The sequence below is a fragment of the Actinacidiphila cocklensis genome, from assembly GCF_907177275.1.
In the GTDB taxonomy this organism is placed as follows: domain Bacteria; phylum Actinomycetota; class Actinomycetes; order Streptomycetales; family Streptomycetaceae; genus Actinacidiphila; species Actinacidiphila cocklensis.
In genome coordinates, this window is the sequence record NZ_CAJSLV010000024.1 from 130,907 (window position 1) to 154,708 (window position 23,802).

The following is a 23,802-nucleotide window of genomic DNA, read 5'->3' on the forward strand; positions in this document are numbered from 1 at the left end:
CCGTGTCGTAGACTGACACGTCGGCTCTCGCGTGTCTTCCGGCATGCCCAGAGTCGATCAAGGTAGCCGATCCCGAAAGCAGGACATGGCCAAAAAGCAAGGCGCCATCGAAATCGAGGGCACCGTGATCGAGTCTCTGCCGAACGCCATGTTCAAGGTGGAGCTGCAGAACGGTCACAAGGTCCTCGCGCACATCAGCGGCAAGATGCGGATGCACTACATCCGTATCCTTCCGGATGACCGGGTCGTCGTGGAGCTGTCTCCCTACGACCTGACGCGCGGACGGATCGTCTACCGATACAAGTAGATCTCAAGACCCGGAGAACCTGACATCCCATGAAGGTCAAGCCGAGCGTCAAGAAGATCTGCGACAAGTGCAAGGTGATCCGCCGCCACGGCCGGGTCATGGTCATCTGCGACAACCTGCGCCACAAGCAGCGCCAGGGCTGACGCACGACCTGCACCTTCTGCACCGCCGCAGAGATTCGCGCGACGCACACACGTACATACGCAGCGCCCGTCCCCTGAACGAAGGGGGCGACACCCCCGGCGGAGGCCGGGGACCCGTCCGGTACCTGACACGGCCGCCGGGAACCGGCACTGCGGAAGACCTCCGACATCACCAGGAGCCACACACATGGCACGCCTTTCAGGCGTTGACCTCCCGCGCGAAAAGCGCGTGGAGATCGCCCTCACCTATGTCTTCGGCATCGGGCGCTCGCGCGCCCAGGACATCCTGAAGAACACCGGTGTGAACCCCGACGTCCGCGTGCGCGACCTTCCCGAGGAAGACCTCGTCAAGATCGCCAAGTGGGTCGACGACAACTACACGACCGAGGGTGACCTCCGTCGTTCGGTGCAGGCCGACATCCGCCGCAAGGTCGAGATCGGCTGCTACCAGGGTCTGCGTCACCGTCGGGGCCTGCCCGTCCACGGGCAGCGCACGCACACCAACGCCCGCACCCGCAAGGGCCCGCGTCGCGCCATCGCCGGCAAGAAGAAGCCGGGCAAGAAGTAGTCCTCAGCAGGACCCACACCAGCGGTCTTCGCCAAAGGACCGACCACCTCCACCGGGAGAACGTGACACATGCCTCCTAAGGGCCGTCAGGGCGCAGCCAAGAAGGTGCGCCGCAAGGAAAAGAAGAACGTCGCTCACGGGCACGCCCACATCAAGAGCACGTTCAACAACACGATCGTCTCGATCACCGACCCCTCGGGCAACGTGATCTCCTGGGCCTCCGCCGGCCACGTCGGCTTCAAGGGCTCGCGCAAGTCCACCCCCTTCGCCGCGCAGATGGCCGCCGAGTCGGCCGCCCGTCGCGCGCAGGAGCACGGCATGCGCAAGGTCGACGTCTTCGTGAAGGGTCCCGGCTCCGGCCGCGAGACCGCGATCCGCTCCCTCCAGGCCACCGGCCTTGAGGTCGGGTCGATCCAGGACGTCACCCCGACCCCGCACAACGGCTGCCGCCCGCCGAAGCGCCGCCGCGTCTGACCAGCTGAAACAGGAGAAACGAGACAATGGCGCGTTATACCGGGGCCGACTGCAAGCGATGCCGTCGGGAGAAGCAGAAGCTCTTCCTCAAGGGAGCTAAGTGCGAGAGCGCGAAGTGCCCGATCGAGATCCGTCCTTACCCCCCGGGTGAGCACGGACGCGGGCGCACCAAGGACAGCGAGTACCTGCTTCAGCTGCGTGAGAAGCAGAAGTGCGCGCGTATCTACGGTGTCCTCGAGAAGCAGTTCGTGAACTACTACAAGGAAGCGAACCAGAAGACCGGCAAGACCGGTGAGAACCTTCTGCGCATCCTTGAGACCCGCCTCGACAACGTGGTGTACCGGGCCGGCTTCGCCAAGTCCCGCGACCACGCCCGTCAGCTGGTCCGTCACGGACACATCACCGTCAACGGCCGCAAGAACGACATCCCGTCGGCTCGCGTGTCCGTGAACGACATCGTCGAGGTCCGCGAGTCGTCCCGCACCCTGACCCCCTTCCAGGTGGCGCAGGGCGAGGCCGGCGACAAGACCGTGCCGGCGTGGCTCGAGGCCAACGCGGGCAAGCTGCGCATCCTCGTGCACAGCCTGCCCGAGCGCCAGGTGATCGACACCCAGGTGCAGGAGCAGCTGATCGTCGAGCTCTACTCCAAGTAGCAGCTCGCGGTTACGGGCGGTACGGCCGCCGTCACACGACGGTTTCGCCGTGCCGCCCGTACCCTCGTAGTACAGGGGGCGTCAAATAGCGGGCGCCCACGACAGAAGGACCCAAGAAAATGCTGATTGCTCAGCGTCCCTCGTTGACCGAAGAGGTCGTCGACGAATTCCGCTCCCGGTTCGTGATCGAGCCGCTGGAGCCGGGCTTCGGCTACACCCTCGGCAACTCCCTGCGCCGTACGCTCCTCTCCTCGATCCCGGGTGCCGCGGTCACCTCGATCCGGGTCGACGGTGTCCTGCACGAGTTCACCACCGTGCCGGGCGTCAAGGAGGACGTGACCGACGTCATCCTCAACATCAAGCAGCTGGTCGTCTCCTCGGAGCACGACGAGCCGGTCGTGATGTACCTGCGCAAGCAGGGTCCGGGTGTCGTCACCGCCGCCGACATCGCGCCGCCGGCCGGTGTCGAGGTGCACAACCCCGACCTGGTCCTGGCCACGCTCAACGCCAAGGGCAAGCTGGAGATGGAGCTGACCGTCGAGCGCGGTCGCGGCTACGTCTCCGCGGTGCAGAACAAGCAGCAGGGCCAGGAGATCGGCCGCATCCCGGTCGACTCCATCTACAGCCCGGTGCTCAAGGTCACCTACAAGGTCGAGGCGACCCGTGTCGAGCAGCGCACCGACTTCGACAAGCTGATCGTCGACGTCGAGACCAAGCAGGCCATGCGGCCGCGTGACGCCATGGCGTCGGCCGGCAAGACCCTGGTCGAGCTGTTCGGCCTGGCCCGCGAGCTGAACGTCGACGCCGAGGGCATCGACATGGGCCCGTCCCCGACGGACGCCGCCCTGGCCGCGGACCTGGCGCTGCCGATCGAGGAGCTGGAACTGACCGTCCGCTCCTACAACTGCCTCAAGCGCGAGGGCATCCACTCCGTGGGCGAACTCGTCGCACGCTCCGAGGCGGACCTGCTCGACATCCGCAACTTCGGTGCGAAGTCGATCGACGAGGTCAAGGCGAAGCTGGCCGGCATGGGCCTGGCCCTCAAGGACAGCCCGCCCGGATTCGACCCGACCGCCGCCGCCGACGCCTTCGGCGCCGACGACGACGTCGACGCCGGTTTCGTCGAGACCGAGCAGTACTGATCGCTTCCGGCGGTTCGCCGGTCGCTGCGGTTCCCCCGCGCCGAGGGGTGCCCCTCAGGGGCGCGGGGAACTGCGCGACCAGCCCACCACCTGGGCGCGGGTCGTCACCGGCCCGAAGGGGCTGTTGCTGTCGCATCCGGACCACCGGCCGGTGGCTGGTTGCGCGCGCAGTTCCCCGCGCCCCTCTATGGCGCCCTCTGGGCGCCACTGCAAGCCTCCCGAGGCGCAGCCTCGGGACCCCACGAGCTGGCAGCCGCCAGTTCGCACTGACATCGGTACCTGACACGGCCGGTGCAGCGTAGAAGGAGAACCACCATGCCTCAGCCCGCCAAGGGTGCCCGTCTGGGCGGCAGCGCCGCGCACGAGAAGCTGCTCCTCGCGAACCTCGCGAAGGCGCTTTTCGAGCACGGCCGCATCACCACCACCGAGGCCAAGGCGCGCCGGCTGCGCCCGGTCGCGGAGCGCCTGATCACCAAGGCGAAGAAGGGCGACATCCACAACCGTCGCCAGGTGCTGCAGACCATCACGGACAAGAGCGTCGTCCACACGCTCTTCACCGAGATCGGCCCGCGGTACGAGAACCGCCCGGGTGGCTACACCCGCATCACCAAGGTCGGTCCCCGTCGCGGCGACAACGCGCCGATGGCGGTCATCGAGCTGGTCGAGGCCCTGACCGTGCAGCAGTCCGCTGTCGGTGAGGCCGAGGCCGCCACGAAGCGTTCCGCGAAGGACGCTGCGGGTGACGAGGCCCTGGCCGACATCAAGAAGGACGAGGCCGCCGAGGCTGCCGCGGCCGACGAGTCGGACGAGGCCAAGGACGCCTGAGGCGTTCGACAGGTTCTGCGGGCGGACCCGTACCCCCTGGGGGTACGGGTCCGTTCCGTTCCCCACGGTGAGGAGCTACGCGTGAGCGACGATGCGGCACCCGGTTTCGTACGGGTCCGGCTGGACCTGGCCTACGACGGGGCCGACTTCTCCGGCTGGGCCAAGCAGCGCACCAGGCGCACGGTGCAGGGCGAGCTGGAGTCGGCGATCGCCACGGTGCTGCGGCTGCCGGAGCCGGTCGAGCTGACCGTCGCAGGCCGCACCGACGCCGGCGTCCACGCGCGCGGTCAGGTCGCCCACGTCGACCTCCCGGAGGACGTGTGGGCCGTCGAGCGCGACAAGCTGCGCAGGCGGCTGGCGGGGCGGCTGCCCTGGGACGTCAGGGTCTTCGGCGTCCGCGAGGCGCCCTCCGGCTTCAACGCGCGCTTCTCCGCGATCTGGCGGCGGTACGCCTACCGGGTCGGCGACCACCCCGGCGGGGTCGACCCGCTGCTGCGCGGGCACGTGCTCTGGCACGACCGGCCCGTCGACGTCGACGCCATGAACGCCGCCGCCGAGTTGCTGCTCGGGGAGCACGACTTCGCCGCGTACTGCAAGAAGCGGGAGGGCGCGACGACCATCCGCACGCTGCTGGACGTGCGCTGGGAGCGGCAGGGCGACGGCGTGGCCGTCGCCACGGTGCGGGCCGACGCCTTCTGCCACAACATGGTGCGGGCGCTGGTCGGCGCGATGATCCTGGTCGGTGACGGGCACCGCCCGGTGGCCTTCCCCGCGGAAGTCCTGGCCGGACGGGTTCGGCACTCCGCGGTGAACGTCGTCCGCCCGCACGGCCTCACGCTGGAGGAGGTCGGCTACCCCGCGGACGCGCTCCTCGCGGCCCGTAGCCGCGAAGCCCGCAACCTCCGCACTTTGCCTGGCGGCGCCTGCTGAGAGGGTGCCCCTTGCGCTGGGGGTTCGCCTTTCCCCCGGCGGTGGGCTGCGCGCGCAGTTCCGCCCCCAGAGCCGCCGGAAAAACTCTCGCCCTCCGCGCAGAGGGCAAGCCCCTGCCAGGGGCGAACCTCGTGCGTTGGAGGACGCAGGCCAAAGGGGCGCGGGGAACTGCGCGCGCAGCCACGACGCACCGGAAGGTGCGCGCCCTCGGCGAGGGGCAATCACCAGGGGGCGCTGGGGGTACCCCCAGGCGAAGCTCTGGGGGCGGAACTGCGCGACAAGCCACGATGCAGCCGCAGGCAAGGGACGCACCGCATGGGGCGATCACCCGGGGGACGCGGGGGCACCCCGCGGGGTCACTGCTGGCGGGACGGGTCCGCCGCGGCCGCGTCCTTGCCGCGTTGGACGATGCGGCTGAAGGCGAAGTCGGACGCGTCGTTGGCCGCCTGCTTGCCCACCGTGTCGTTGGCCGCGAGCGTCTTGCCGTTCTTGAAGCCGGAGATCGCGAAGTAGGCGTACCGGCCGACCGCGTTCGAGGTCATCTGGCAGCGCACGGCGTGGCAGAAGTCGGCGACGCCGCCGCCGTTGAGCGGGGCCAGGTACTGGGAGACGCCCGCGACCTTCTTCGCGCGGGTGTTGTCGGGGAAGACGGCGACGCCGACGGTCACCGCGAGCCCGCCCTGCGTGTACGTCGCGCGGATCAGCTTCTGGCATCCGTTGGCGGCGAGGGCCGTCGCGACGGCCTTCCGCGCGTTCTTCGCGCAGGACGCCGTGACGTCGCTCCCGGTCTTGACGTAGGTGCGGCCCTCCCAGACGAACTGCTTGCCGGGGAAGAGGGACTGCGGGGTGAGCGGCGCCTTGTCCTTGGCGGCGGTGTTCAGGTAGTCCAGCGGGTTGGCCGGCGGGGGCGGGGCGACCGAGGAGAAGGTCGGCAGGGGCGGCAGCGTCGGCTGGTTCTTGCTGGCGGTGGCCGAGGAGGACGGTCCCGCGACCGGCTTGTCGTCGCTCTTGCCTGACATGACGACGGCGGTGGCGACACCGCCGGCTATCACCGCGACGGCGACGATCCCGCCGGTGAGCATCAGCACGCGGCGCCGCCGCGCTCCGCTGACCTCCTGCTGCTCGGCGAGCGCGCCCCAGTCCGGTGTCGACGCCTCCGGCTCCGGCGTCTGCGTGCGGGGAGCGGGCCGCGGGGCGCTGCCGCCCGCGAACGGCACGTGCCCGCCGGCTTGCTGCTGGGCGGGCTGCGGCGGCTGCTGCCGGGGCGCCTGCTGCCGGGGCTGCTGGGCGTGCTGGGGGCCGGGCCGGCCCCCGTGCTGCTGCTGGGCCGGGGGCTGCGGCTGCTGCGGGTACGGCGGCTGCTGGGCGGGCTGCGGTGCCTGCTGCTGGGGGCCGGGCTGGGCCGCGTGGGGCTGCGGCGGCTGCTGCTGGGCCGGGGGCTGCTGCTGGGGCGCGTACGCCTGCTGCTGGGCCGCGTGGGGCTGCGGCTGGGGCTGCTGCTGGGCCGGGGGCTGCTGCTGCTGCGGGTAGGGCGGCTGCTGGGCGGGCTGCGGTGCCTGCTGCTGGGGGCCGGGCTGGGCCGCGTGGGGCTGCTGCTGGGACCAGTTCTGGGCCGGGATGATCTGGGTCGCCGGGTCCTGCGCGGGCTGGTCCAGGGCCGGCTGCTGCGGCTCCTGGGGCGACCAGGGCTGACCCGGCTGCGGCTGGGGGGCCGCCTGCGCGGCCGCGTCGGCCTGGGCGGACCAGGCCGGGCCGGGCTCGGGTGCCTGCGGGGGCGGTGACGGCCGGCGGAACTGCCGGCGCGGGTCCGCGTCCCGCTCGGACTGCGGGCGGGAGGGGATGACGCGTCCCTCCAGCACTTCGCGCTCGCCGGCGGCGTCGGCGTTCCTGCGCGGTTCCTGCGGCGGCTGCTGCCCGGGGCCATCAGTCATGTCGCGCATCATATTGCCGGTCCGGCCAAGGGCCTACCGCGGGCCGTTGCGGGTGCGGCCCGCAAGGCCGTTCGGGCAAAAACGGGTTGGGCACGGTCGGACGGCACGGGAGAATTCAGGCCATGGGACATGTGGAAGCAGCGCACCTGGAGTACTACCTGCCGGACGGGCGGGCGCTGCTAGGCGACGTCTCGTTCCGTGTCGGCGACGGCGCGGCCGTGGCGCTGGTCGGGCCGAACGGCGCCGGCAAGACCACGCTGATGCGGCTGATCGCCGGCGAGATCACCCCGCACGGCGGCGGCGTCACCGTCAGCGGCGGCCTCGGCGTGATGCGGCAGTTCATCGGCAGCGTCCGGGACGACAGGACCGTACGCGACCTGCTGGTCTCGGTGGCGCACCCGCGGATCAGGGCGGCCGCCGAGGCGGTGGACGCGGCCGAGCTGGCGATCATGGCGCAGGACGACGAGCCGGCGCAGATGGCGTACGCGCACGCGCTCGGCGACTGGGCCGAGGCGCGCGGCTACGAGGCCGAGACGCTGTGGGACATGTGCACGATGGCCGCGCTGGGCGTCCCGTACGAGCGGGCGCAGTGGCGCGAGGTCAAGACGCTGTCCGGCGGCGAGCAGAAGCGGTTGGTGCTCGAAGCGCTGCTGCGCGGCCCCGACGAGGTGCTGCTGCTCGACGAGCCGGACAACTACCTGGACGTCCCCGGCAAGCGCTGGCTGGAGGAGCAGATCGCCGCCACCAGGAAGACCGTGCTGTTCGTCAGCCACGACCGCGAGCTGCTGTCGCGCACCGCGGAGAAGATCGTCAGCGTCGAGACCGGCCCGGCGGGGGCGACCGCCTGGGTCCACGGCGGCGGCTTCGACACCTTCCACGCGGCCCGCAAGGAGCGCTTCGCCCGCTTCGAGGAGCTGCGCCGCCGCTGGGAGGAGGAGCACGCCAAGCTCAAGGCGATGGTGCTGCGGCTGCGGCAGCAGGCGGCGAACAGCCCCGACATGGCGTCGCGCTACCACGCGGCCCAGACCCGGCTGAAGCGCTTCGAGGACGCGGGCAGCCCGCAGGAGCCGCCGCGCGAGCAGGACATCAAGATGCGGCTCAAGGGCGGCAGGACCGGCATGCGGGCGGTGACCTGCGAGAAGCTGGAGCTGACCGGCCTGATGAAGCCCTTCGACCTGGAGGTCTTCTACGGCGAGCGGGTCGCGGTGCTCGGCTCCAACGGCTCGGGCAAGTCGCACTTCCTGCGGCTGCTGGCGGGCGACGAAAGCGTGGCGCACACCGGCACGTACCGGCTGGGCGCCCGCGTCGTACCCGGGCACTTCGCGCAGACCCACGCGCACCCGGAGCTGCGCGGCCGCCCGCTGGTGGACATCCTGTGGACCGAGCACTCACGGGACCGCGGCCGCGCGATGTCGGTGCTGCGGCGCTACGAGCTGGAGCGGCAGGGCGACCAGCCCTTCGACAAGCTGTCCGGCGGGCAGCAGGCCCGCTTCCAGATCCTGCTGATGGAGCTGGAGGGCACCACCGCGCTGCTGCTGGACGAGCCGACGGACAACCTGGACCTGGAGAGCGCGGAGGCGCTGCAGGAGGGCCTGGAGTCGTACGAGGGCACGGTGCTCGCGGTGACCCACGACCGCTGGTTCGCCCGCACCTTCGACCGCTATCTCGTCTTCGGCGCGGACGGCACCGTGCGGGAGTCGCCCACCCCGGTGTGGGACGAGGCGCGAGTGGCCCGCGACCGGTAGCGCGACCGGTAGCACAGCGCCCCGCGGGAGGCGTTTTGACCCGGCCGGGGGCGCCCGGGTATTCTCATGGTTCGTTATGCGTATTGGCTTGCTCTATCTCACGTGAGGGGCCCTTACGCCGGTCCACCGGGCCGATGACCAGCGGCAGGCAGACGGGTTGCGTCCCCGTGTGCCTCCAAGGCTGTCGTGATCGTCCGGGTGGCCTTGTCAGGACCCTTCCCCACCGCCCTCGCGGCGGGTCAGGGGAAACCACTACTGAGAAGAAGCGAAGGCTACGACCGTGCGTACGTTCAGCCCCAAGCCCGGCGATGTCCAGCGCCAGTGGCACGTCATCGACGCGCAGGACGTTGTCCTGGGCCGTCTGGCCACTCAGGCCGCCACCCTCCTGCGGGGCAAGCACAAGCCCATCTACGCGCCCCACGTGGACACCGGCGACTTCGTCATCATCATCAACGCCGACAAGGTCCACCTCTCGGGTAACAAGCGCACCCAGAAGATGGCCTACCGCCACTCCGGTTACCCGGGCGGTCTGCGTTCCGTGCGCTACGACGAGCTGCTGGAGAAGAGCCCCGAGAAGGCCGTCGAGAAGGCCGTCAAGGGCATGCTCCCCAAGAACACCCTGGGCCGTCAGATGCTCTCCAAGCTGAAGGTCTACTCGGGCGACCAGCACCCGCACGCTGCGCAGCAGCCGGTGCCGTTCGAGATCACCCAGGTCGCGCAGTAGTTCCGGCCACCAGCTACCAGAAAGAACCTGAGGAGAATCGTGGCTGAGACCACTGCCGAGACCGTCATCGAGGGCGACGAGTCCTACGAGGAGATCACCACCTTCGAGTCCGATGCCGTCGAGGGGGAGTACACCTCCGAGTCGCTCGCCTCGCGCTTCGGCGACCCGCAGCCGGCTGCCGGCACCGGCCGCCGCAAGCAGTCCATCGCCCGCGTCCGGATCGTCCCGGGCAGCGGCAAGTGGAAGATCAACGGCCGCACCCTTGAGGGCTACTTCCCGAACAAGGTGCACCAGCAGGAAGTCAACGAGCCCTTCAAGGTGCTCGAACTCGACAACCGCTACGACGTCATCGCCCGCATCAGCGGCGGCGGCATCTCGGGCCAGGCCGGTGCGCTGCGCCTCGGTGTCGCCCGTGCGCTCAACGAGGCGGACGTGGACAACAACCGCGGCCCGCTGAAGAAGGCCGGCTTCCTGACCCGTGACGACCGCGCGGTCGAGCGGAAGAAGGCCGGTCTGAAGAAGGCCCGCAAGGCGCCGCAGTTCAGCAAGCGCTAATCGCGACCGGCACACCGCTGCCCTCGCTTTTGCCGTTGCACAACGCCCCGGAGGCACACCATTGCCTCCGGGGCGTTCGCATGTGGCGCCGTGGTCGTATATCTGTGGTGATACGACTGGTACAACCAATGACAGGGCGCCAAGCGTCAAGCACCAAGCAGGTGCGCTCCGGCCCCCGTGCACGCGCACGCGGCGCCGGGGGCGCCCCCGGGCGAAGCCCCGGGGGCGGCCGGCGCCTGCGTATCTGAGTACGGCCGGGGACGGCCGGGAGACGGCAGAGCCGCCGTATCGCATCGGAGGACACACAGTGGGACGACTCTTCGGTACCGACGGGGTGCGTGGCATCGCCAACGCGGACCTCACCGCCGAGCTGGCGCTCGGCCTGTCGGTCGCGGCGGCGCACGTGCTCGCGGAGGCGGGCACCTTCGCAGGGCACCGGCCGGTCGCGGTGGTGGGGCGCGATCCGCGCGCCTCGGGCGAGTTCCTTGAGGCCGCCGTCGTGGCAGGCCTCGCGAGCGCGGGCGTGGACGTCCTGCGGGTCGGTGTGCTGCCCACCCCGGCGGTGGCGTATCTCACCGGCGCGCTGGGCGCCGACCTCGGCGTGATGCTGTCCGCGAGCCACAACGCGATGCCGGACAACGGCGTCAAGTTCCTGGCCCGCGGCGGCCACAAGCTCGACGACGACCTTGAGGACCGGATCGAGAAGGTCTACGAGGAGCACCGCACCGGCGCCCCCTGGGTGCGCCCCACCGGCGCGGGCGTCGGCCGGGTCAAGGACTACGACGAGGGCTTCGACCAGTACGTCGCCCACCTGATCGGCGTGCTGCCCAACCGCCTCGACGGGCTCAAGGTCGTCCTGGACGAGGCGCACGGCGCCGCGTCCCGCGTGTCGCCCGAGGCCTTCTCGCGCGCCGGAGCCGAGGTCGTCACCATCGGCGCCCGCCCCGACGGCCTGAACATCAACGACGGCTGCGGCTCGACCCACCTGGAGCTGCTCAAGGCCGCCGTCATAGAGCACGGCGCCGACTTCGGCATCGCGCACGACGGCGACGCCGACCGCTGCCTGGCCGTGGACGCGGCGGGCGAGGAGGTCGACGGCGACCAGATCCTGGCGATCCTCGCGCTGTCGCTGCGCGAGCGCGGCGAGCTGCGCGGCGACACCGTCGTCGGCACGGTCATGTCCAACCTGGGCTTCAAGCTGGCCATGGAGCGCGAGGGCATCACCCTGGTGCAGACCGCGGTCGGCGACCGCTACGTGCTGGAGTCGATGAAGGAGCACGGCTACGCGCTCGGCGGCGAGCAGTCGGGCCACGTCATCGTGCTCGACCACGCCACCACCGGCGACGGCACCCTGACCGGGCTGCTGCTCGCCGCCCGCGTCTCGTCGACCGGCCGCACGCTGGCCGACCTGGCCGCCGTCATGCAGCGGCTGCCGCAGGTGCTGGTCAACGTGCCCGACGTCGACAAGAGCCGGGCCGCGACCGCGCCCGAGCTGGTCGCGGCCGTCGCGGAGGCCGAGGCGGAGCTGGGCGCGACCGGGCGGGTGCTGCTGCGCCCCTCCGGCACCGAGCCGCTGGTCCGCGTCATGGTGGAGGCCGCCGACATCGACCACGCCAGGGCGGTGGCGGGCCGCCTCGCCGACGTGGTGAAGTCCACGCTGGGCTGAACCGCCCGTAGGCCCTTGCGCCCTTGCGCCTTCACGCCGCCGGCACCCTGCGGCGCTGCACCGCCCACAGCCACTTCTGGGCGAGCAGCGTCAGGGTGCCGGCGCAGACGATTCCGCCAAGGTTGATCAGCAGCTGGAGGCTGGAGCCCCAGGCCTCGTGCCAGCTGGAGTACGCGATGGCCAGCGCGGCGTTCGCGGCGGCCGGCACCGTCGTCACCGAGATCGCCACGCCGACCAGCGCGCCGGACTTCGACGAGGTCAGCGACAGCATCCCGGCGATGCCGGCGAGGAAGGCCACCACGAAGGAGTCCCAGGTCGGCTGCCAGATGAACTGCGTCGCCGGATGGGGCGCGTCGAAGCGCGCCTGCGTGAACAGCCCCAGACCGCTCATCACGAAGGCGAAGCCGCCGGTGAGCAGCATCGCCGCGGGGAAGCCCACCGCCAGCGCGATCGCCGAACGCGCCACCAGCCGGCCGCTGCGGCGCACCAGGCCCGTGCAGACGCCCGCCAGCGGCCCGAACTCCGGGCCGACGACCATCGCGCCGACGATCAGGATCGAGCTGTCCAGCATCACCCCGTAGGACGCCAGCATCGTGGCCACCGTCAGGAACGACAGGTAGGTGATGGTGAAGGTGGACTCCTCGTGGGTCGCCTCGACGAGCGACTCCCACACCACCGCGTCCGCGCTCTCGCCCGGGGCCTCGCGCTCGGCCCTGGCGGCACTCCGCGACAGCGTCACGTCGATGTTCTCGACCGTGATCGCCCCGGTCTTCTCGATGCCCAGCGCCCGCAGCGCCGCCAGCAGCGGGTCGGCGGCCTCCCGGGCCACGTCACACGTCAGCAGGTCGCCCAGCGGGTCGTAGGCGGCGCCCCTGACCACCGTGAGGTGCGTCGCGCCGACGGTCGCCGACACCAGGGTCGCGACCTCCTCCGTGCGGTCGGCCGGCACGATCATTCGCAGGTGCAGCACGAGGGGGTCCTCCACGGCTCGGGCGGCACATCCCGGTGCCTTGCGTCGGCGTCACAGTTTGCGCAGCGACAGCCGCTGCACCTTGTGGTCCTGGCTCTTGCGCAGGACGAGAGTGGCCCGGCTGCGGGTCGGCAGCACATTCTCCTGGAGATTGGGCCGGTTGACGGTCTGCCACATCAGCCGTGCGTAGTCCATCGCCTCGTCCTCGGCCACCCGAGTGTATTTCGTGAAGTACGAGTCGGGGTTCTGGAAGGCGGTCTCCCGCAGCTTGCGGAACCGCCCGAGATACCACTGCTCGATGTCCTCGGTACGGGCGTCGACGTAGACGCTGAAGTCGAAGTAGTCGGCCAGCCCGATCCTGGTGCGGCCGTCCTGCCCGGGCAGCGCGGGCTGCAGCACGTTCAGTCCCTCGACGATGAGGATGTCGGGCCTGCGGACGGTCAGCTGCTCGCCGGGCACGATGTCGTAGAACAGGTGCGAGTAGACCGGGGCGGTCACCTCCGCCTTGCCGGACTTCACGTCGGCCACGAAGCGGGTCAGCGCGCGGCGGTCGTAGGACTCGGGGAAGCCCTTGCGCGCCATCAGGCCGCGCCGCTGCAACTCGGCGTTGGGCATCAGGAAGCCGTCGGTGGTGACCAGCTCGACCCGCGGGTGCTCGGGCCAGCGGGCCAGCAGCGCCTGGAGCAGGCGGGCGGTGGTGGACTTGCCCACCGCCACGCTGCCGGCCACCCCTATGACGAACGGCGTGCCCGGCTGCGGGCCGCCCGCCGTGCCCGCCAGGAAGGTGTTCAGCGCGCCGCGCAGGCCGCTGTGGGCGGCCACGTACAGATTCAGCAGCCGGGAGAGCGGAAGGTAGACCTCCACGACCTCGTCCAGGTCGATGACGTCGCCCAGGCCGCGCAGCTTCTCGACCTCCTCCGCGGTCAGCGGCAGCGGCGTCCGCTCCCGCAGGGCGCTCCACTCTGCCCTGGTCAGATCAACGAATGGGCTCGCAGGCGCGGAGGGCAAGGTCGTCACGCCTCGCATCCTCCCAGGCGCCCCGCGGTGACCCGCGGCCGGTGGGTCCCGCGGGTGGCCGTTCTTCGACGCACCGGAACTGCGGCGCCCGCAGCAAGGGGCAGGACCTGCGCACGAATAGGGTGGGCGCATGCACACGTGGGCGCAGGGCGCGAAGTGATCGTCGGGGTCGGCATCGACGTCGCCGAGATCGACCGCTTCGCCGCGGCCCTGGAGCGCACCCCAGGCCTCGCGGAGCGCCTGTTCACCCCCGCGGAACTGTCGCTGCCCTCCGGCGCCCCGCGCGGCCTCGCCTCGCTCGCGGCACGCTTCGCCGCCAAGGAGGCGCTGGCCAAGTCCCTGGGCGCCCCGGCCGGGCTGAGCTGGCTCGACGCCGAGGTCACCACGGAGCCGTCGGGGCGCCCCCGGCTGACCGTCACCGGCACGGTCGCCGCCCGCGCCGCGGAACTGGGCGTCCGCAGCTGGCACCTGTCCCTCAGCCACGACGCGGGCGTCGCCTCCGCGGTGGTCATCGCGGAGGGTTGAGCCCGGGCCGGGGTGCCGGGGCGGCAGGCGGTACGTATCGTCGGGTGCAGGGCCGACGGGAGGGTTCGCGATGAGGTACGCGCATACGGTGCAGGCCGTACGGGACGCGGAGGGCGCGCTGATGGCGCGGCTGCCGGAGGGCGCGCTGATGCAGCGGGCCGCCGCCGGGCTCGCGGTGGTCGGTGCGGAAGTCCTCGGGCGGGTGTACGGCGCCAGGGTCGCCGTGCTCGCCGGCAGCGGCAGCAACGGCGGCGACGCCCTCTACGCCGGCGCGCGGCTCGCCCGCCGGGGCGCCGCGGTCACCGCGGTGCTGCTGGCGCCGGAAAAGGCGCACACCGCCGGGCTCGCGGCGCTGCGGGCCGCGGGCGGCCGGGTCGTGGGCGCCGACGACGGCTACGCGGCCGTCCGCCGCGCCCACCTCGTCTACGACGGCATCGTCGGCATCGGCGGCAAGGGCGGGCTCCGCCCGCAGGCCGCGGACCTGATGCGGGCGGTGTACGACGCGCGGGCCGCGGTCGTCGCCGTCGACCTGCCCAGCGGCGTCGACGCCGACACCGGCGAGGTCGCGGGCGACGCGGTACGGGCCGACGTCACCGTCACCTTCGGCACGTACAAGCCGGGGCTGCTCGTCGACCCGGCCGCCGGGTACGCGGGCGCCCTGCGGCTCATCGACATCGGCCTCGGCGACGACCTCGGCGTACCCCAGGTCGAGGCGCTCCAGCACGCCGACGTCGCGGCGGTGCTGCCCCGGCCCAGCGGCGAGAGCGACAAGTACCGGCGGGGGGTGGTCGGGGTCGTCGCCGGGTCCGACCGCTACCCCGGCGCGGCCGTGCTCGCCGTGTCCGGGGCGATCCGCGGCGGCGCGGGGGCCGTGCGCTACGTCGGCGGCGGCGCGGCCGCGGTGCTCGCCCGCCACCCCGAGACGCTCGTCTCCACCGGGTCGCCGCATGCGGCCGGCCGCGTCCAGGCCTGGGTCGTCGGCCCCGGGCTCGGCGACTCCGCCGCCGCCAGGGCCGCGGTCGCGGAGGTGCTGGCCGCGGACGTGCCCGTGCTCGTCGACGCGGACGGGCTGCGCCTCATGGACCGGGACGCGGTCCTGGCGCGCAGCGCGCCCACCGTGCTCACGCCGCACGCGGGGGAGGCGGCGGCGCTGCTCGGGCGGCCCCGGGAGGCCGTCGAGGCGTCACGCCTCGACGCGGTCCGCGCCCTGTGCGCGGCTTACGGGGCGACGGTTCTCCTCAAGGGCTCCACGACGCTCGTGGCGTCGCCCGCCTCGGAGGCTCCCGTCCGGGTGAACCCCACCGGGACGGCGTGGCTCGCCACCGCGGGCAGCGGCGACATCCTCTCCGGCCTCGCCGGCTCCCTCCTCGCGGCCTCCCTCCTGCCCGTCGAGGCGGCCTCCGTCGCCGCCTACCTCCACGGGCTCGCTGCGCGGCTCACCCCGTCGCCCCTCACCGCTCTCGACGTGGCCGAATCCCTGCCATCCGCGTGGGCCAACACGCTCTAGCCCTCCGGGCGGGTGGGGGGCGGTCGTGCTCGCCCCTTGCGGTGCGTTGCTTGCGTGCGGCTGCGTCGTGATTGCGCGCGCAGTTCCGCCCCCAGCGCCCCTTGAGGCCCTGCCCCTTGCGGCGGGCGGTCGCCTTTCGCACCGTCGTGGCTTGTCGCGCAGTTCCCCGCGCCCCTGGGGTGGGTGCCACCTGCGGTGGCGTTGCATCTTTCCCGCCGTCTCGGCTGGGCGCGCAGTTCCCCGCGCCCCTTTGGGCCTGCGTCCTCCTGCGTACAGCATTCGCCCCTGGCGGGAGCTTGCCCTCTGCAGAGAGGGTGAGCGTTTTCAGGCGGCGCTGGGGGTACCCCCAGGCGAAGCTCTGGGGCGGAACTGCGCGCCCGCCCGAACGGCGGGAAGGAACCGACGCCACCGCAAGGGGCACCCCCTCCAGGGGCGCGGGGAACTGCGCGACAAGCCACGATGGCGGGAAAGATGCGACGCCACCGCAGGGGGCACCCACCCGGGGGCGCGGGGAACTGCGCGACAAGCCACGATGGCGGGAAGGAAGCGACGCCACCGCAAGGGGCACCCCCCTTATTCGGGACCCCTCCGGAGGAGCAGCGTGCGCAACGCCTCAGTGAAAGGGGCGACTTCGACGCCCAGCGTCGAGAAGAAATCCGTGTCGCAGGCCTCCACGGCAGTGACCGCGCGGTTGGCGAGGTCGCGGCCCTCGGGGGTGGGGGAGAGCGCGCGGGCGCGGGCGTCGTGGGGGTGGGGGAGGCGGGTGACGAGCGCGCGGGACTCCAGGGCGCGCAGGACCTGGGAGGTCATCATGGGGTCGGTCGCCGCGTGGTCGGCGAGGCGGCGCTGGGTGACGGGCTCGTCCTCGGCCTGGAGGTAGGTCAGGGACGCGAGCAGCACGAACTGCACGTGGGTGAGGCCGTAGGGCCGCAGGGCCGCGCGCTGGGCGGCCTGCCAGCGGTTGGTGACCTGCCAGAGCAGCAGGCCGGGGCTCTCCTCCGCGGAGCCGAAGCCGGTCGCGAGACTCACGCGGCCTCCGCCGCGTCGCGGAGCCGGTCCAGGTCGCCCTGGAGGCCCGCCGCGATGCCCTTGCCGAGGGCCGCGTTCCACAGCCGGGCGAGCGGGCCGCGGAGCGTGACGGCGACGTCCACCCGGGTGGACCCCTCGTCCGTGCGGGAGACCAGGTGGCGGAAGGTCAGCTTGGCCCCGACGAGCTTGGAGACGTCGGTGAACTCCTCGCCGTCGACCAGTTCGGCCACCACGAAGGGCACCTTGGGCGCGCCCTTGGGCTTGAGCTCGCCCTTGGCGCCGCGGACGAAGGGGCCGTCGAGCCGCACCCACTCGGTGTCGGAGTTCCACTCCGGCCAGGTCGCCATGTCCGCCCAGCGGGCGAAGAAGGCGGCGGGCGACGCGGAGGAGGTGATGTGTGCCGTTCCCAGGGTCATCATGGGTTTTAGTATGCGCGCATACTATCGGGCCGTCAAGGGCAACCATGACCCACGCCTGAGACACTGACCTGGATGAACGACATGACGAGCGGGCGCGGATGGGCGCAGATCGACCTGGGTGCGTTGCGGGCGAACGTCGCGGCGCTGCGGGCCAAGGCGCCCGGCGCGGCCTTCATGGCGGTCGTGAAGGCCGACGCGTACGGGCACGGCATGGTGCCGTGCGCGCGGGCCGCGCTGGAGGGCGGCGCCACCTGGCTGGGCGTGGCCACGCCCGAGGAGGCGCTGGCGCTGCGTGCCGCCGGTGTGGGCGGCCGGGTGCTGTGCTGGCTGTGGACGCCGGGCGGCCCGTGGCGCGAGTGCGTCGAGGCCGACGTCGACGTGACCGTCAGCGCGCACTGGGCGCTGGAGGAGGCGGTGGCCGCGGCACGGGCCGCGGGCCGCACCGCGCGCGTCCAGCTCAAGATCGACGCGGGCCTCGGCCGCAACGGGGTGCAGCCCGCGGACTGGCCCGCGCTGACCGCCGCGGCAAGGGCGGCGGAAAAGGCCGGGCTGATCCGGGTCACCGGCCTGTGGGCGCACTTCTCCTGCGCCGACGAGCCGGGCCACCCCTCGATCGCGCGCGAACTCGGCGTCTTCCGCACGGCACTCGACCAGGCGGCCGCCGCGGGACTCGACCCGGAAGTGCGGCACATTGCCAATTCGCCCGGCACATTGACGCTGCCGGAGTCGCACTTCGACCTGGTGCGTCCCGGCGTGGCCATGTACGGCATCTCCCCGGTGCCGCAGGTCGGCGGCCCCGCCGACTTCGGGCTGCGCCCGGTGATGACGCTGGCCGCGCGGCTGGCGAGCGTCAAGCAGGTGCCGGGCGGCCACGGCGTCAGTTACGGCCACCACTACGTGACGCCTGGTCCGACGACGCTTGCGCTGGTCCCGCTGGGGTACGCAGACGGTGTGCCGCGGCATGCGTCCGGTGCGGGACCGGTCCTGGTGGCCGGGAAGTGGCGGACGGTGGCGGGACGGGTGGCGATGGACCAGTTCGTGGTGGACCTCGGCGGCGACGCCGCGGCCGCGGGCGACGAGGCGCTGCTGTTCGGCCCCGGCGACCGGGGCGAGCCGACCGCCGAGGACTGGGCGCGGGCCTGCGGCACGATCGCGTACGAGATCGTGACCAGGATCGGCGGCCGAGTGCCGCGGGTCTACACGGAGCGTGGCTGAGCGAGTGGGTGACGGGGTGAAGTGGGAGCGGGCCGGGCTGGTCGGGGCCGCGATCGGGGTGGTGGCCGCGGGTGCCGCGGCCGGCGTGGCGATCGAGCGGGCCACCGTCGGGCGCGGTGTACGGCGCAAGGCGCAGCTGGCGCTGGACGCGGCAGGACCCTACGGGAGCCTGCGCGGCCGGCCGGGCACCGCGACCGCGGAGGACGGCACCGAGCTGTACTTCGAGATCGAGGACGCCGCGGCCCCCGAGGCGCCCGAGCCGTCCCGCCGCGGCTGGCTGCGCGGCCGCAGGGGCGGCGCCGCGGCACCGCTGCCGGTGACCGTGGTCTTCTCGCACGGCTACTGCCTCAACCAGGACTCCTGGCACTTCCAGCGGGCCGCCCTGCGCGGCGCGGTCCGCGCGGTCTACTGGGACCAGCGCAGCCACGGCCGCAGCGAGCGCGGCCGCGACCAGGCCGCGGGCGGCCCGGCGACGATCGACCAGCTCGGCCGCGACCTGAAGGCCGTGCTGGACGCGGCCGTGCCCGAGGGTCCCGTGGTGCTGGTCGGGCACTCGATGGGCGGCATGACGGTGATGGCCTTCGCCGACCAGTACCCGGAGTACGTGCGCGAGCGGGTCGCGGGGGTCGGATTCGTCTCGACCTCCTCGGGCAAGCTGGCCGCGGTCACCCTCGGGCTGCCCGCGGTCGGCGCGCGGGCCTTCCGCGCGGTCGCGCCGGGGCTGCTGAAGATCATGGGCAGCCAGGCCGACCTGGTGGAGCGGGCGCGGCGGGCCACCGCGGAGCTGTTCGCCGGGATCATCAAGCGCTACTCCTTCGGCTCCGACGTGGACCCCGCGGTCGGCCGGTTCGCCGAGCGGCTGATCGAGTCGACGCCGATCGACGTGGTCGCCGAGTTCTACCCGGCCTTCACCGAGCACGAGAAGGGCCACGCGCTCGCCGTGCTCGACGGGCTGCCGGCGCTGGTGCTGGCCGGGGACAAGGACCTGCTCACGCCCAGCGCCCACAGCACCGAGATCGCCGAGAAGCTGCCGGAGGCCGAGCTGGTCATCGTGCAGGGCGCGGGGCACCTGGTGATATTCGAGCGCCCCGAGCTGGTGAACTCCGCCCTCGCGCTGCTCATCGCGCACGCCGCCGACTCGGTGCAGGCGCCGGTCGCCGACGGGCTGCGCGAGCTGGCGACGGCGGGCGAGGCGTAGGGCGGGGCTCAGCGCGAGGTGGACGGCGCGGCGGGTCGCGGACGGGCGGGGTGCGGGGGGCGGCGCGTAGGCTTCGCGGTCATGGGCACACCGCACGACCCGTACCCCGCGGGCACGCAGGACCGGCTTCCCCCCGTCGTCCGGATCACCGTACGTACCGCCGAGCGCATGCGTGACCTGGGGCGGCGCATCGCGGCGCTGCTCGCCCCCGGCGACCTCGTGCTGCTCAACGGCGAGCTGGGCGCGGGCAAGACCACCCTGACCCGGGGCCTGGGCGAGGGCCTGGGCGTACGCGGCGCCGTCACCTCGCCGACCTTCGTCATCGCCCGCGTCCACCCCTCGCTGACCGGCGGCCCCGCCCTGGTCCACGTGGACGCCTACCGGCTGGGCGGCGGCCTGGACGAGATGGAGGACCTGGACCTCGACGTGTCGCTGCCGGAGTCGGTGGTGGTCGTCGAGTGGGGCGAGGGCAAGGTCGAGGAGCTGTCCGAGGCCCGCCTGCAGGTCGTCATTGAGCGCACGGTGGGCTCCACGCCCGACGCGGACGACGACGCCCGGCTGGTGACGGTCAGCGGCATCGGCCCGCGCTGGGCCGCCACGGACCTGGCGGCGCTCGACGGCTGAGCGCCGGGGCGGCGCCGGCCGGTCCCGGTGGGCACCGACAGCCTGTCGGGAAGATGTTGCGCCGGGGCGGGTGTCCGTGGTGTCCTGTTTCCAGGACCCTGCTTAGGGCTGCCTAACTTCCACCGCTCGGGGAGGCATCATGTCGGCCCACGACCACCAGGACCCCCAGCCCGCCCCCACCTTCAGCGATCTGCTGGCCGCCGCGGAGGCGGCCCTCCGGATCTCCACGCCGCCGCCCGCCACGCCGCCGCAGTCCGCGGCACCCCGGCCCGCCACGCCCCGGCCTCCCGTCCCCGACAAGGACGCGGCATAGCCCGTTCGGGTGAAATGCGTCGGGCGCGGCAATGTGCCGCGCCCGCAGGGTCGAAACCCGGGTCCGGGACCGGGTCTCAGGGCATCACGTCGATGGCGATGCCGACCGTCGCGAACTGCCACATCGCCGCGGTGTCGGCGCGGGGCGCCCGGATCGCCGCGGTCTGCTTGGCCGGGTCGGGCTTGTCCAGCGAACCGTCGACGGCCGCGCTGAAGCCGATGTTGACCCCGCCGGTCATCGCGAAGAGCACGATGTGCTCGACCTGCTTGCCGTCGCCGCCGGTGCCCGACGCGCGCCGGAAGAACACGTTGTGCAGCCCCTTGCTCGGCTTCACATTGCCGGCGACCACCGGATACGTGCGCACCACCTTGTTGCCGTCGTCCACCAGCCACACCCGCTTCGCGGAGATGCCGTAGACGACGCGCTTGCCTATCCCCGAGTGCAGCGGCAGCGGATACGTCCTCGGCTTCGGCTTGACCGGGGCCGACTGCTTCGGCGGGGTCGCCGAATGCGCCGCCGCCGGGGTCTTCGGTGCCGAGCCCGACGCCTGCGCGGCGAGGACGGCGATCACCACCATCGCCGCCACGGTCAGACCCGAGACGAGGGTGCCGGCCTTGATTGCCACGGGAGTCCTCCGGTCGGGTTGCGCGCTCGCTCCCCGTTGACGGTAGCAGCAGCGGCGACCGCCGCCGCGGCCGTCCGGGTGCTGCCCGTACCCTGGGGGCGTGCTGCTGCTTGCCTTCGACACCGCCACGCCCGCCGTCACCGCCGCCCTGCACGACGGGGAGCGGGTGCTCGCCGAGTCCACGGTGATCGACGCGCGCCGGCACGGCGAACTCCTGGTGCCCGCCGTCGACCGGGTGCTGACATCCGCGGGCCGCGCCCTCGCCGACGTCACCGGCATCGTCGTCGGCGTGGGCCCGGGACCCTATACGGGCCTGCGCGTCGGCCTGGTCACCGCCGCATCCTTCGGCGACGCCCTCGACGTGCCCGTGCACGGCGTGTGCACCCTGGACGGCCTGGCGTGGGCCGCGGGCGAGGCCGGCATCGACGGGCCGTTCACGGTGGCCACCGACGCGCGCCGCAAGGAGGTCTACTGGGCCTGCTACGACGGCCCCGCCGTCCGCGTCACCGAGCCCGCGGTCAACCGCGCCGCCGACCTGCCGCAGGACGTGCTGGCGCTGCCCGCGGTCGGCGCGGGCGCGGCGCTCTACCCCGAGTCCTTCACCGACCGCCGCCCCGAACCCGCCCACCAGTCGGCCGGCTCGCTCGCCGCGCTCGCCGCCCACCGGCTGGCCGCGGGCGAGGCCTTCGCGGCCGCGCTGCCGCTGTACCTGCGCCGCCCCGACGCCCAGGTGCCCGCGGGCTACAAGGCGGTCCTGCCGACGTGAGCGGTGCCGACGACGTCGTCCTGCGCGACCTGCGCTGGTGGGACCTGGACCGGGTGATCGCGCTGGAGGGCGAGCTCTTCCCCGACGACGCCTGGTCCCGCGGCATGTTCTGGTCGGAGATCGCCGACACCAGGCACCCGGCCGCGACGCGTACGTACATTGCCGCGGAGAGGGTCGACGGCCGTATCGTCGGCTACGCGGGGCTCGCCGCGGTGTCGGGCACCGGCGACGTCCAGACCATCGCGGTCGCCCGCGACCACTGGGGCACCGGGCTCGGCGCGCGGCTGCTCAGCGCCCTGCTGCGGGCCGCGACCGCCGCGGAGTGCCACGAGGTGCTGCTCGAAGTACGGGTCGACAACACCCGTGCGCAGCGGCTCTACCAGCGCTTCGGCTTCGAGCCGATCGGCATCCGCAAGCGCTACTACCAGCCGGGCAACGTCGACGCGCTCGTCATGCGCAGCGCCGACCCGGCACAGAACCTGGCTGAGGAATTCCATGGCTGACGAACCCCTGGTGCTCGGTATCGAGACCTCGTGCGACGAGACCGGCGTCGGCATCGTCCGCGGGCACACCCTGCTCGCCGACGCGATCGCCTCCAGCGTGGACGAGCACGCGCGCTACGGCGGCGTCGTTCCCGAGGTCGCCAGCCGCGCCCACCTGGAGGCGATGGTCCCCACCATCCAGCGCGCGCTGAAGCAGGCCGGGGTCAGCGCCCGCGACCTCGACGGCATCGCGGTGACCGCGGGCCCCGGGCTCGCCGGCGCGCTGCTGGTCGGGGTGTCGGCGGCCAAGGCGTACGCGTACGCGCTCGGCAAGCCGCTCTACGGCGTCAACCACCTCGCCTCGCACATCTGCGTCGACCAGCTCGAACACGGCGCCCTGCCGGAGCCGACGATGGCGCTGCTGGTCTCCGGCGGCCACTCCTCGCTGCTGCTGGCCCCCGACATCACCGGTGACGTGCGCCCGCTGGGCGCCACCATCGACGACGCGGCGGGCGAGGCGTTCGACAAGGTCGCCCGGGTGCTCGGCCTCGGCTTCCCCGGCGGCCCCGCGATCGACCGGCACGCCCGCGAGGGCGACCCGGCCGCCATCGCCTTCCCGCGCGGCCTGACCGGCGGCCGCGACCCGCAGTACGACTTCTCCTTCTCCGGCCTGAAGACCGCCGTCGCCCGCTGGGTCGAGGCCCGCCGCAGGGACGGCCAGGACGTGCCGATCGCCGACGTGGCCGCGTCCTTCCAGGAGGCGGTCGTCGACGTGCTGACCCGCAAGGCGATCAGGGCCTGCAAGGACAACGGCGTCGACCACCTGATGATCGGCGGCGGTGTCGCCGCCAACTCCCGGCTGCGCTCCCTCGCTCTGGAGCGCTGCGAGGGCGCCGGAATCCGGTTGCGGGTGCCGCGCCCCGGGCTGTGCACGGACAACGGCGCGATGGTCGCCGCGCTGGGCTCCGAGATGGTGGCCAGGGGCCGGGCCGCCTCCACCTTCGACCTCCCGGCGGACTCGTCGCTGCCGGTCACCGAGGTGTCCGTGCCGGGCCACACGCACGAGCACACCCACGACCACGTGCACGAGGCCGGCAGGGAGAACCTCTACGGATGAGCGTCGCGCTGATGTGGGAGGCCGCCGCCGCCCAGGGCCGCGGCCCCGAACTGCTCGCGTGGGCACGGGAGTCGGCCGCCGCACTGCCCGGCGGCTTCATGCGCCGCGAGTTCCTCACCGCGCCGGGTGACCGCGTCCTCGTACTGACCTGGTGGGACGCCGGATACGACGCCGAGCTGCCGGACCTGCCCGACCCGGCCGCGGACCTGGTGCGGCGCGCGGTGCACCGCTGGCGCTTCTCGTCGGTCGCGGTGGAACCCGCGGGCTGAAAAACCCCTCGTCCAAGGTGAGCGCGCGGCCGCCGCCCCATCCCCCGCGGCCGCGCGTTCGCA

The 23,802-nt window shown here is 72.7% G+C and carries 28 protein-coding genes; 22 read left to right on the forward strand and 6 right to left on the reverse strand.

Translation table 11 applies throughout. From position 1 onward, the window contains the following. The first annotated feature begins 85 nt into the window (after positions 1 to 85). The 8 genes from infA to truA all read left to right on the forward strand — a co-directional run bounded on the left by infA (position 86) and on the right by truA (position 5,042). Positions 86 to 307, forward strand: a complete 222-nt coding sequence (gene infA / locus NFU81_RS04505) for a translation initiation factor IF-1 (protein ID WP_003956442.1) — start codon at positions 86 to 88, stop codon at positions 305 to 307. A 29-nt stretch (positions 308 to 336) separates the two neighbouring features. Next, positions 337 to 450, forward strand: a complete 114-nt coding sequence (gene rpmJ / locus NFU81_RS04510) for a 50S ribosomal protein L36 (RefSeq protein ID WP_003956441.1) — start codon at positions 337 to 339, stop codon at positions 448 to 450. Between the two features lie 187 nt (positions 451 to 637). Next, positions 638 to 1,018, forward strand: a complete 381-nt coding sequence (rpsM, locus tag NFU81_RS04515; protein ID WP_251485180.1) for a 30S ribosomal protein S13 — start codon at positions 638 to 640, stop codon at positions 1,016 to 1,018. A 69-nt stretch (positions 1,019 to 1,087) separates the two neighbouring features. After that, positions 1,088 to 1,492 (forward strand): 30S ribosomal protein S11, encoded by a 405-nt coding sequence (rpsK, locus tag NFU81_RS04520; protein ID WP_003956432.1) that lies wholly within the window; start codon positions 1,088 to 1,090, stop codon positions 1,490 to 1,492. A gap of 26 nt (positions 1,493 to 1,518) precedes the next feature. Then, complete coding sequence (gene rpsD / locus NFU81_RS04525; protein WP_251485182.1) at positions 1,519 to 2,145, forward strand: 30S ribosomal protein S4; 627 nt, start codon at positions 1,519 to 1,521, stop codon at positions 2,143 to 2,145. 119 nt (positions 2,146 to 2,264) lie between these two features. Further along, positions 2,265 to 3,287, forward strand: coding sequence for a DNA-directed RNA polymerase subunit alpha (locus tag NFU81_RS04530; protein ID WP_033177813.1), 1,023 nt, complete (start codon positions 2,265 to 2,267; stop codon positions 3,285 to 3,287). 315 nt (positions 3,288 to 3,602) lie between these two features. Continuing rightward, complete coding sequence (gene rplQ, locus NFU81_RS04535; RefSeq protein WP_251485185.1) at positions 3,603 to 4,112, forward strand: 50S ribosomal protein L17; 510 nt, start codon at positions 3,603 to 3,605, stop codon at positions 4,110 to 4,112. Positions 4,113 to 4,193: 81 nt separating this feature from the next. Beyond that, the gene (gene truA, locus NFU81_RS04540; protein WP_251485187.1) at positions 4,194 to 5,042 is read left to right on the forward strand and encodes a tRNA pseudouridine(38-40) synthase TruA; all 849 of its coding nucleotides are present in this window, start codon (positions 4,194 to 4,196) and stop codon (positions 5,040 to 5,042) included. A 356-nt stretch (positions 5,043 to 5,398) separates the two neighbouring features. Here the strand turns inward: truA and NFU81_RS04545 are convergent, their stop codons facing one another. Further along, positions 5,399 to 6,973, reverse strand: a complete 1,575-nt coding sequence (locus NFU81_RS04545) for a hypothetical protein (RefSeq protein ID WP_251485189.1) — start codon at positions 6,971 to 6,973, stop codon at positions 5,399 to 5,401. Positions 6,974 to 7,095: 122 nt separating this feature from the next. On the opposite strand from NFU81_RS04545, the gene NFU81_RS04550 reads away from it, so the two are divergent. The 4 genes from NFU81_RS04550 (at position 7,096) to glmM (ending at position 11,663) form a co-directional block, all read left to right on the forward strand. Next, on the forward strand, positions 7,096 to 8,718 hold the full coding sequence (locus NFU81_RS04550) for an ABC-F family ATP-binding cassette domain-containing protein (protein WP_251485191.1): 1,623 nt from the start codon (positions 7,096 to 7,098) through the stop codon (positions 8,716 to 8,718). 280 nt (positions 8,719 to 8,998) lie between these two features. Continuing rightward, on the forward strand, positions 8,999 to 9,442 hold the full coding sequence (rplM, locus tag NFU81_RS04555) for a 50S ribosomal protein L13 (protein ID WP_251485194.1): 444 nt from the start codon (positions 8,999 to 9,001) through the stop codon (positions 9,440 to 9,442). Positions 9,443 to 9,481: 39 nt separating this feature from the next. Next, the gene (rpsI, locus tag NFU81_RS04560) at positions 9,482 to 9,997 is read left to right on the forward strand and encodes a 30S ribosomal protein S9 (protein ID WP_251485197.1); all 516 of its coding nucleotides are present in this window, start codon (positions 9,482 to 9,484) and stop codon (positions 9,995 to 9,997) included. A gap of 307 nt (positions 9,998 to 10,304) precedes the next feature. Beyond that, a complete protein-coding gene (gene glmM / locus NFU81_RS04565) occupies positions 10,305 to 11,663 on the forward strand; it encodes a phosphoglucosamine mutase (RefSeq protein ID WP_251485200.1) in 1,359 nt (452 codons plus the stop codon). A gap of 31 nt (positions 11,664 to 11,694) precedes the next feature. Here glmM and NFU81_RS04570 read toward each other — a convergent pair whose 3' ends face one another. Both NFU81_RS04570 and coaA read right to left on the reverse strand, forming a co-directional pair. Continuing rightward, entirely contained in the window at positions 11,695 to 12,633 is a 939-nt protein-coding gene (locus NFU81_RS04570; protein ID WP_251485204.1) for a DUF389 domain-containing protein, read from the reverse strand. Between the two features lie 51 nt (positions 12,634 to 12,684). After that, complete coding sequence (gene coaA / locus NFU81_RS04575; protein ID WP_422665144.1) at positions 12,685 to 13,659, reverse strand: type I pantothenate kinase; 975 nt, start codon at positions 13,657 to 13,659, stop codon at positions 12,685 to 12,687. 147 nt (positions 13,660 to 13,806) lie between these two features. Here coaA and NFU81_RS04580 point away from each other — a divergent pair, with 147 nt between their 5' ends. Both NFU81_RS04580 and NFU81_RS04585 read left to right on the forward strand, forming a co-directional pair. Further along, entirely contained in the window at positions 13,807 to 14,175 is a 369-nt protein-coding gene (locus NFU81_RS04580) for a holo-ACP synthase (RefSeq protein WP_251485329.1), read from the forward strand. Positions 14,176 to 14,245: 70 nt separating this feature from the next. Next, a complete protein-coding gene (locus tag NFU81_RS04585) occupies positions 14,246 to 15,682 on the forward strand; it encodes an NAD(P)H-hydrate dehydratase (RefSeq protein WP_251485209.1) in 1,437 nt (478 codons plus the stop codon). 573 nt (positions 15,683 to 16,255) lie between these two features. On the opposite strand, the gene NFU81_RS04590 is transcribed toward NFU81_RS04585, so the two are convergent. Both NFU81_RS04590 and NFU81_RS04595 read right to left on the reverse strand, forming a co-directional pair. After that, on the reverse strand, positions 16,256 to 16,711 hold the full coding sequence (locus NFU81_RS04590; RefSeq protein ID WP_251485211.1) for a MarR family winged helix-turn-helix transcriptional regulator: 456 nt from the start codon (positions 16,709 to 16,711) through the stop codon (positions 16,256 to 16,258). Next, positions 16,708 to 17,130, reverse strand: coding sequence for an SRPBCC family protein (locus tag NFU81_RS04595; protein ID WP_251485213.1), 423 nt, complete (start codon positions 17,128 to 17,130; stop codon positions 16,708 to 16,710). The genes NFU81_RS04590 and NFU81_RS04595 overlap by 4 nt, the downstream gene beginning before the upstream one ends. 72 nt (positions 17,131 to 17,202) lie before the next feature. Between NFU81_RS04595 and alr the strand changes: the two genes are divergently transcribed. The 4 genes from alr to NFU81_RS04615 all read left to right on the forward strand — a co-directional run bounded on the left by alr (position 17,203) and on the right by NFU81_RS04615 (position 20,480). Beyond that, positions 17,203 to 18,345 carry an alanine racemase gene (gene alr / locus NFU81_RS04600; protein ID WP_251485215.1) on the forward strand — a complete coding sequence of 381 codons (1,143 nt, stop codon included), beginning with the start codon at positions 17,203 to 17,205 and terminating at the stop codon, positions 18,343 to 18,345. Next, positions 18,338 to 19,543, forward strand: a complete 1,206-nt coding sequence (locus NFU81_RS04605; protein WP_251485217.1) for an alpha/beta fold hydrolase — start codon at positions 18,338 to 18,340, stop codon at positions 19,541 to 19,543. The genes alr and NFU81_RS04605 overlap by 8 nt, the downstream gene beginning before the upstream one ends. 81 nt (positions 19,544 to 19,624) lie before the next feature. Further along, positions 19,625 to 20,167 carry a tRNA (adenosine(37)-N6)-threonylcarbamoyltransferase complex ATPase subunit type 1 TsaE gene (gene tsaE / locus NFU81_RS04610; RefSeq protein ID WP_251485219.1) on the forward strand — a complete coding sequence of 181 codons (543 nt, stop codon included), beginning with the start codon at positions 19,625 to 19,627 and terminating at the stop codon, positions 20,165 to 20,167. 139 nt (positions 20,168 to 20,306) lie between these two features. Further along, entirely contained in the window at positions 20,307 to 20,480 is a 174-nt protein-coding gene (locus NFU81_RS04615; protein ID WP_251485222.1) for a hypothetical protein, read from the forward strand. Positions 20,481 to 20,556: 76 nt separating this feature from the next. Here NFU81_RS04615 and NFU81_RS04620 read toward each other — a convergent pair whose 3' ends face one another. Next, positions 20,557 to 21,105: a hypothetical protein gene (locus NFU81_RS04620; RefSeq protein WP_251485224.1), complete on the reverse strand. Its 549-nt coding sequence runs from the start codon at positions 21,103 to 21,105 to the stop codon at positions 20,557 to 20,559. Positions 21,106 to 21,205: 100 nt separating this feature from the next. On the opposite strand from NFU81_RS04620, the gene tsaB reads away from it, so the two are divergent. From tsaB to NFU81_RS04640, 4 genes are read left to right on the forward strand one after another with little or no spacing between them, the layout of a single operon-like run. Beyond that, a complete protein-coding gene (gene tsaB / locus NFU81_RS04625; protein ID WP_251485226.1) occupies positions 21,206 to 21,871 on the forward strand; it encodes a tRNA (adenosine(37)-N6)-threonylcarbamoyltransferase complex dimerization subunit type 1 TsaB in 666 nt (221 codons plus the stop codon). Continuing rightward, entirely contained in the window at positions 21,868 to 22,374 is a 507-nt protein-coding gene (rimI, locus tag NFU81_RS04630) for a ribosomal protein S18-alanine N-acetyltransferase (protein WP_251485228.1), read from the forward strand. The genes tsaB and rimI overlap by 4 nt, the downstream gene beginning before the upstream one ends. Further along, a complete protein-coding gene (gene tsaD, locus NFU81_RS04635; protein WP_251485230.1) occupies positions 22,367 to 23,470 on the forward strand; it encodes a tRNA (adenosine(37)-N6)-threonylcarbamoyltransferase complex transferase subunit TsaD in 1,104 nt (367 codons plus the stop codon). Before rimI ends, tsaD begins: the two co-directional genes overlap by 8 nt. Next, complete coding sequence (locus NFU81_RS04640) at positions 23,467 to 23,739, forward strand: hypothetical protein (protein ID WP_251485232.1); 273 nt, start codon at positions 23,467 to 23,469, stop codon at positions 23,737 to 23,739. Before tsaD ends, NFU81_RS04640 begins: the two co-directional genes overlap by 4 nt. Positions 23,740 to 23,802: the final 63 nt, after the last annotated feature.

Bases quoted from the DNA above. Each gene is read 5' to 3' on its own strand.
- infA (WP_003956442.1), top strand. From the start codon at position 86: ATGGCCAAAAAGCAAGGCGCCATCGAAATCGAGGGCACCGTGATCGAG.
- rpsM (WP_251485180.1), top strand. From the start codon at position 638: ATGGCACGCCTTTCAGGCGTTGACCTCCCGCGCGAAAAGCGCGTGGAG.
- rpsD (WP_251485182.1), top strand. From the start codon at position 1,519: ATGGCGCGTTATACCGGGGCCGACTGCAAGCGATGCCGTCGGGAGAAG.
- coaA (WP_422665144.1), bottom strand. From the start codon at position 13,659: ATGCGAGGCGTGACGACCTTGCCCTCCGCGCCTGCGAGCCCATTCGTT.
- NFU81_RS04585 (WP_251485209.1), top strand. From the start codon at position 14,246: ATGAGGTACGCGCATACGGTGCAGGCCGTACGGGACGCGGAGGGCGCG.
- tsaD (WP_251485230.1), top strand. From the start codon at position 22,367: ATGGCTGACGAACCCCTGGTGCTCGGTATCGAGACCTCGTGCGACGAG.
- rpmJ (WP_003956441.1), top strand. From the start codon at position 337: ATGAAGGTCAAGCCGAGCGTCAAGAAGATCTGCGACAAGTGCAAGGTG.
- NFU81_RS04550 (WP_251485191.1), top strand. From the start codon at position 7,096: ATGGGACATGTGGAAGCAGCGCACCTGGAGTACTACCTGCCGGACGGG.
- NFU81_RS04530 (WP_033177813.1), top strand. From the start codon at position 2,265: ATGCTGATTGCTCAGCGTCCCTCGTTGACCGAAGAGGTCGTCGACGAA.
- rpsK (WP_003956432.1), top strand. From the start codon at position 1,088: ATGCCTCCTAAGGGCCGTCAGGGCGCAGCCAAGAAGGTGCGCCGCAAG.
- NFU81_RS04545 (WP_251485189.1), bottom strand. From the start codon at position 6,973: ATGACTGATGGCCCCGGGCAGCAGCCGCCGCAGGAACCGCGCAGGAAC.
- rplQ (WP_251485185.1), top strand. From the start codon at position 3,603: ATGCCTCAGCCCGCCAAGGGTGCCCGTCTGGGCGGCAGCGCCGCGCAC.
- NFU81_RS04595 (WP_251485213.1), bottom strand. From the start codon at position 17,130: ATGATGACCCTGGGAACGGCACACATCACCTCCTCCGCGTCGCCCGCC.
- alr (WP_251485215.1), top strand. From the start codon at position 17,203: ATGAACGACATGACGAGCGGGCGCGGATGGGCGCAGATCGACCTGGGT.
- NFU81_RS04640 (WP_251485232.1), top strand. From the start codon at position 23,467: ATGAGCGTCGCGCTGATGTGGGAGGCCGCCGCCGCCCAGGGCCGCGGC.
- NFU81_RS04615 (WP_251485222.1), top strand. From the start codon at position 20,307: ATGTCGGCCCACGACCACCAGGACCCCCAGCCCGCCCCCACCTTCAGC.
- tsaE (WP_251485219.1), top strand. From the start codon at position 19,625: ATGGGCACACCGCACGACCCGTACCCCGCGGGCACGCAGGACCGGCTT.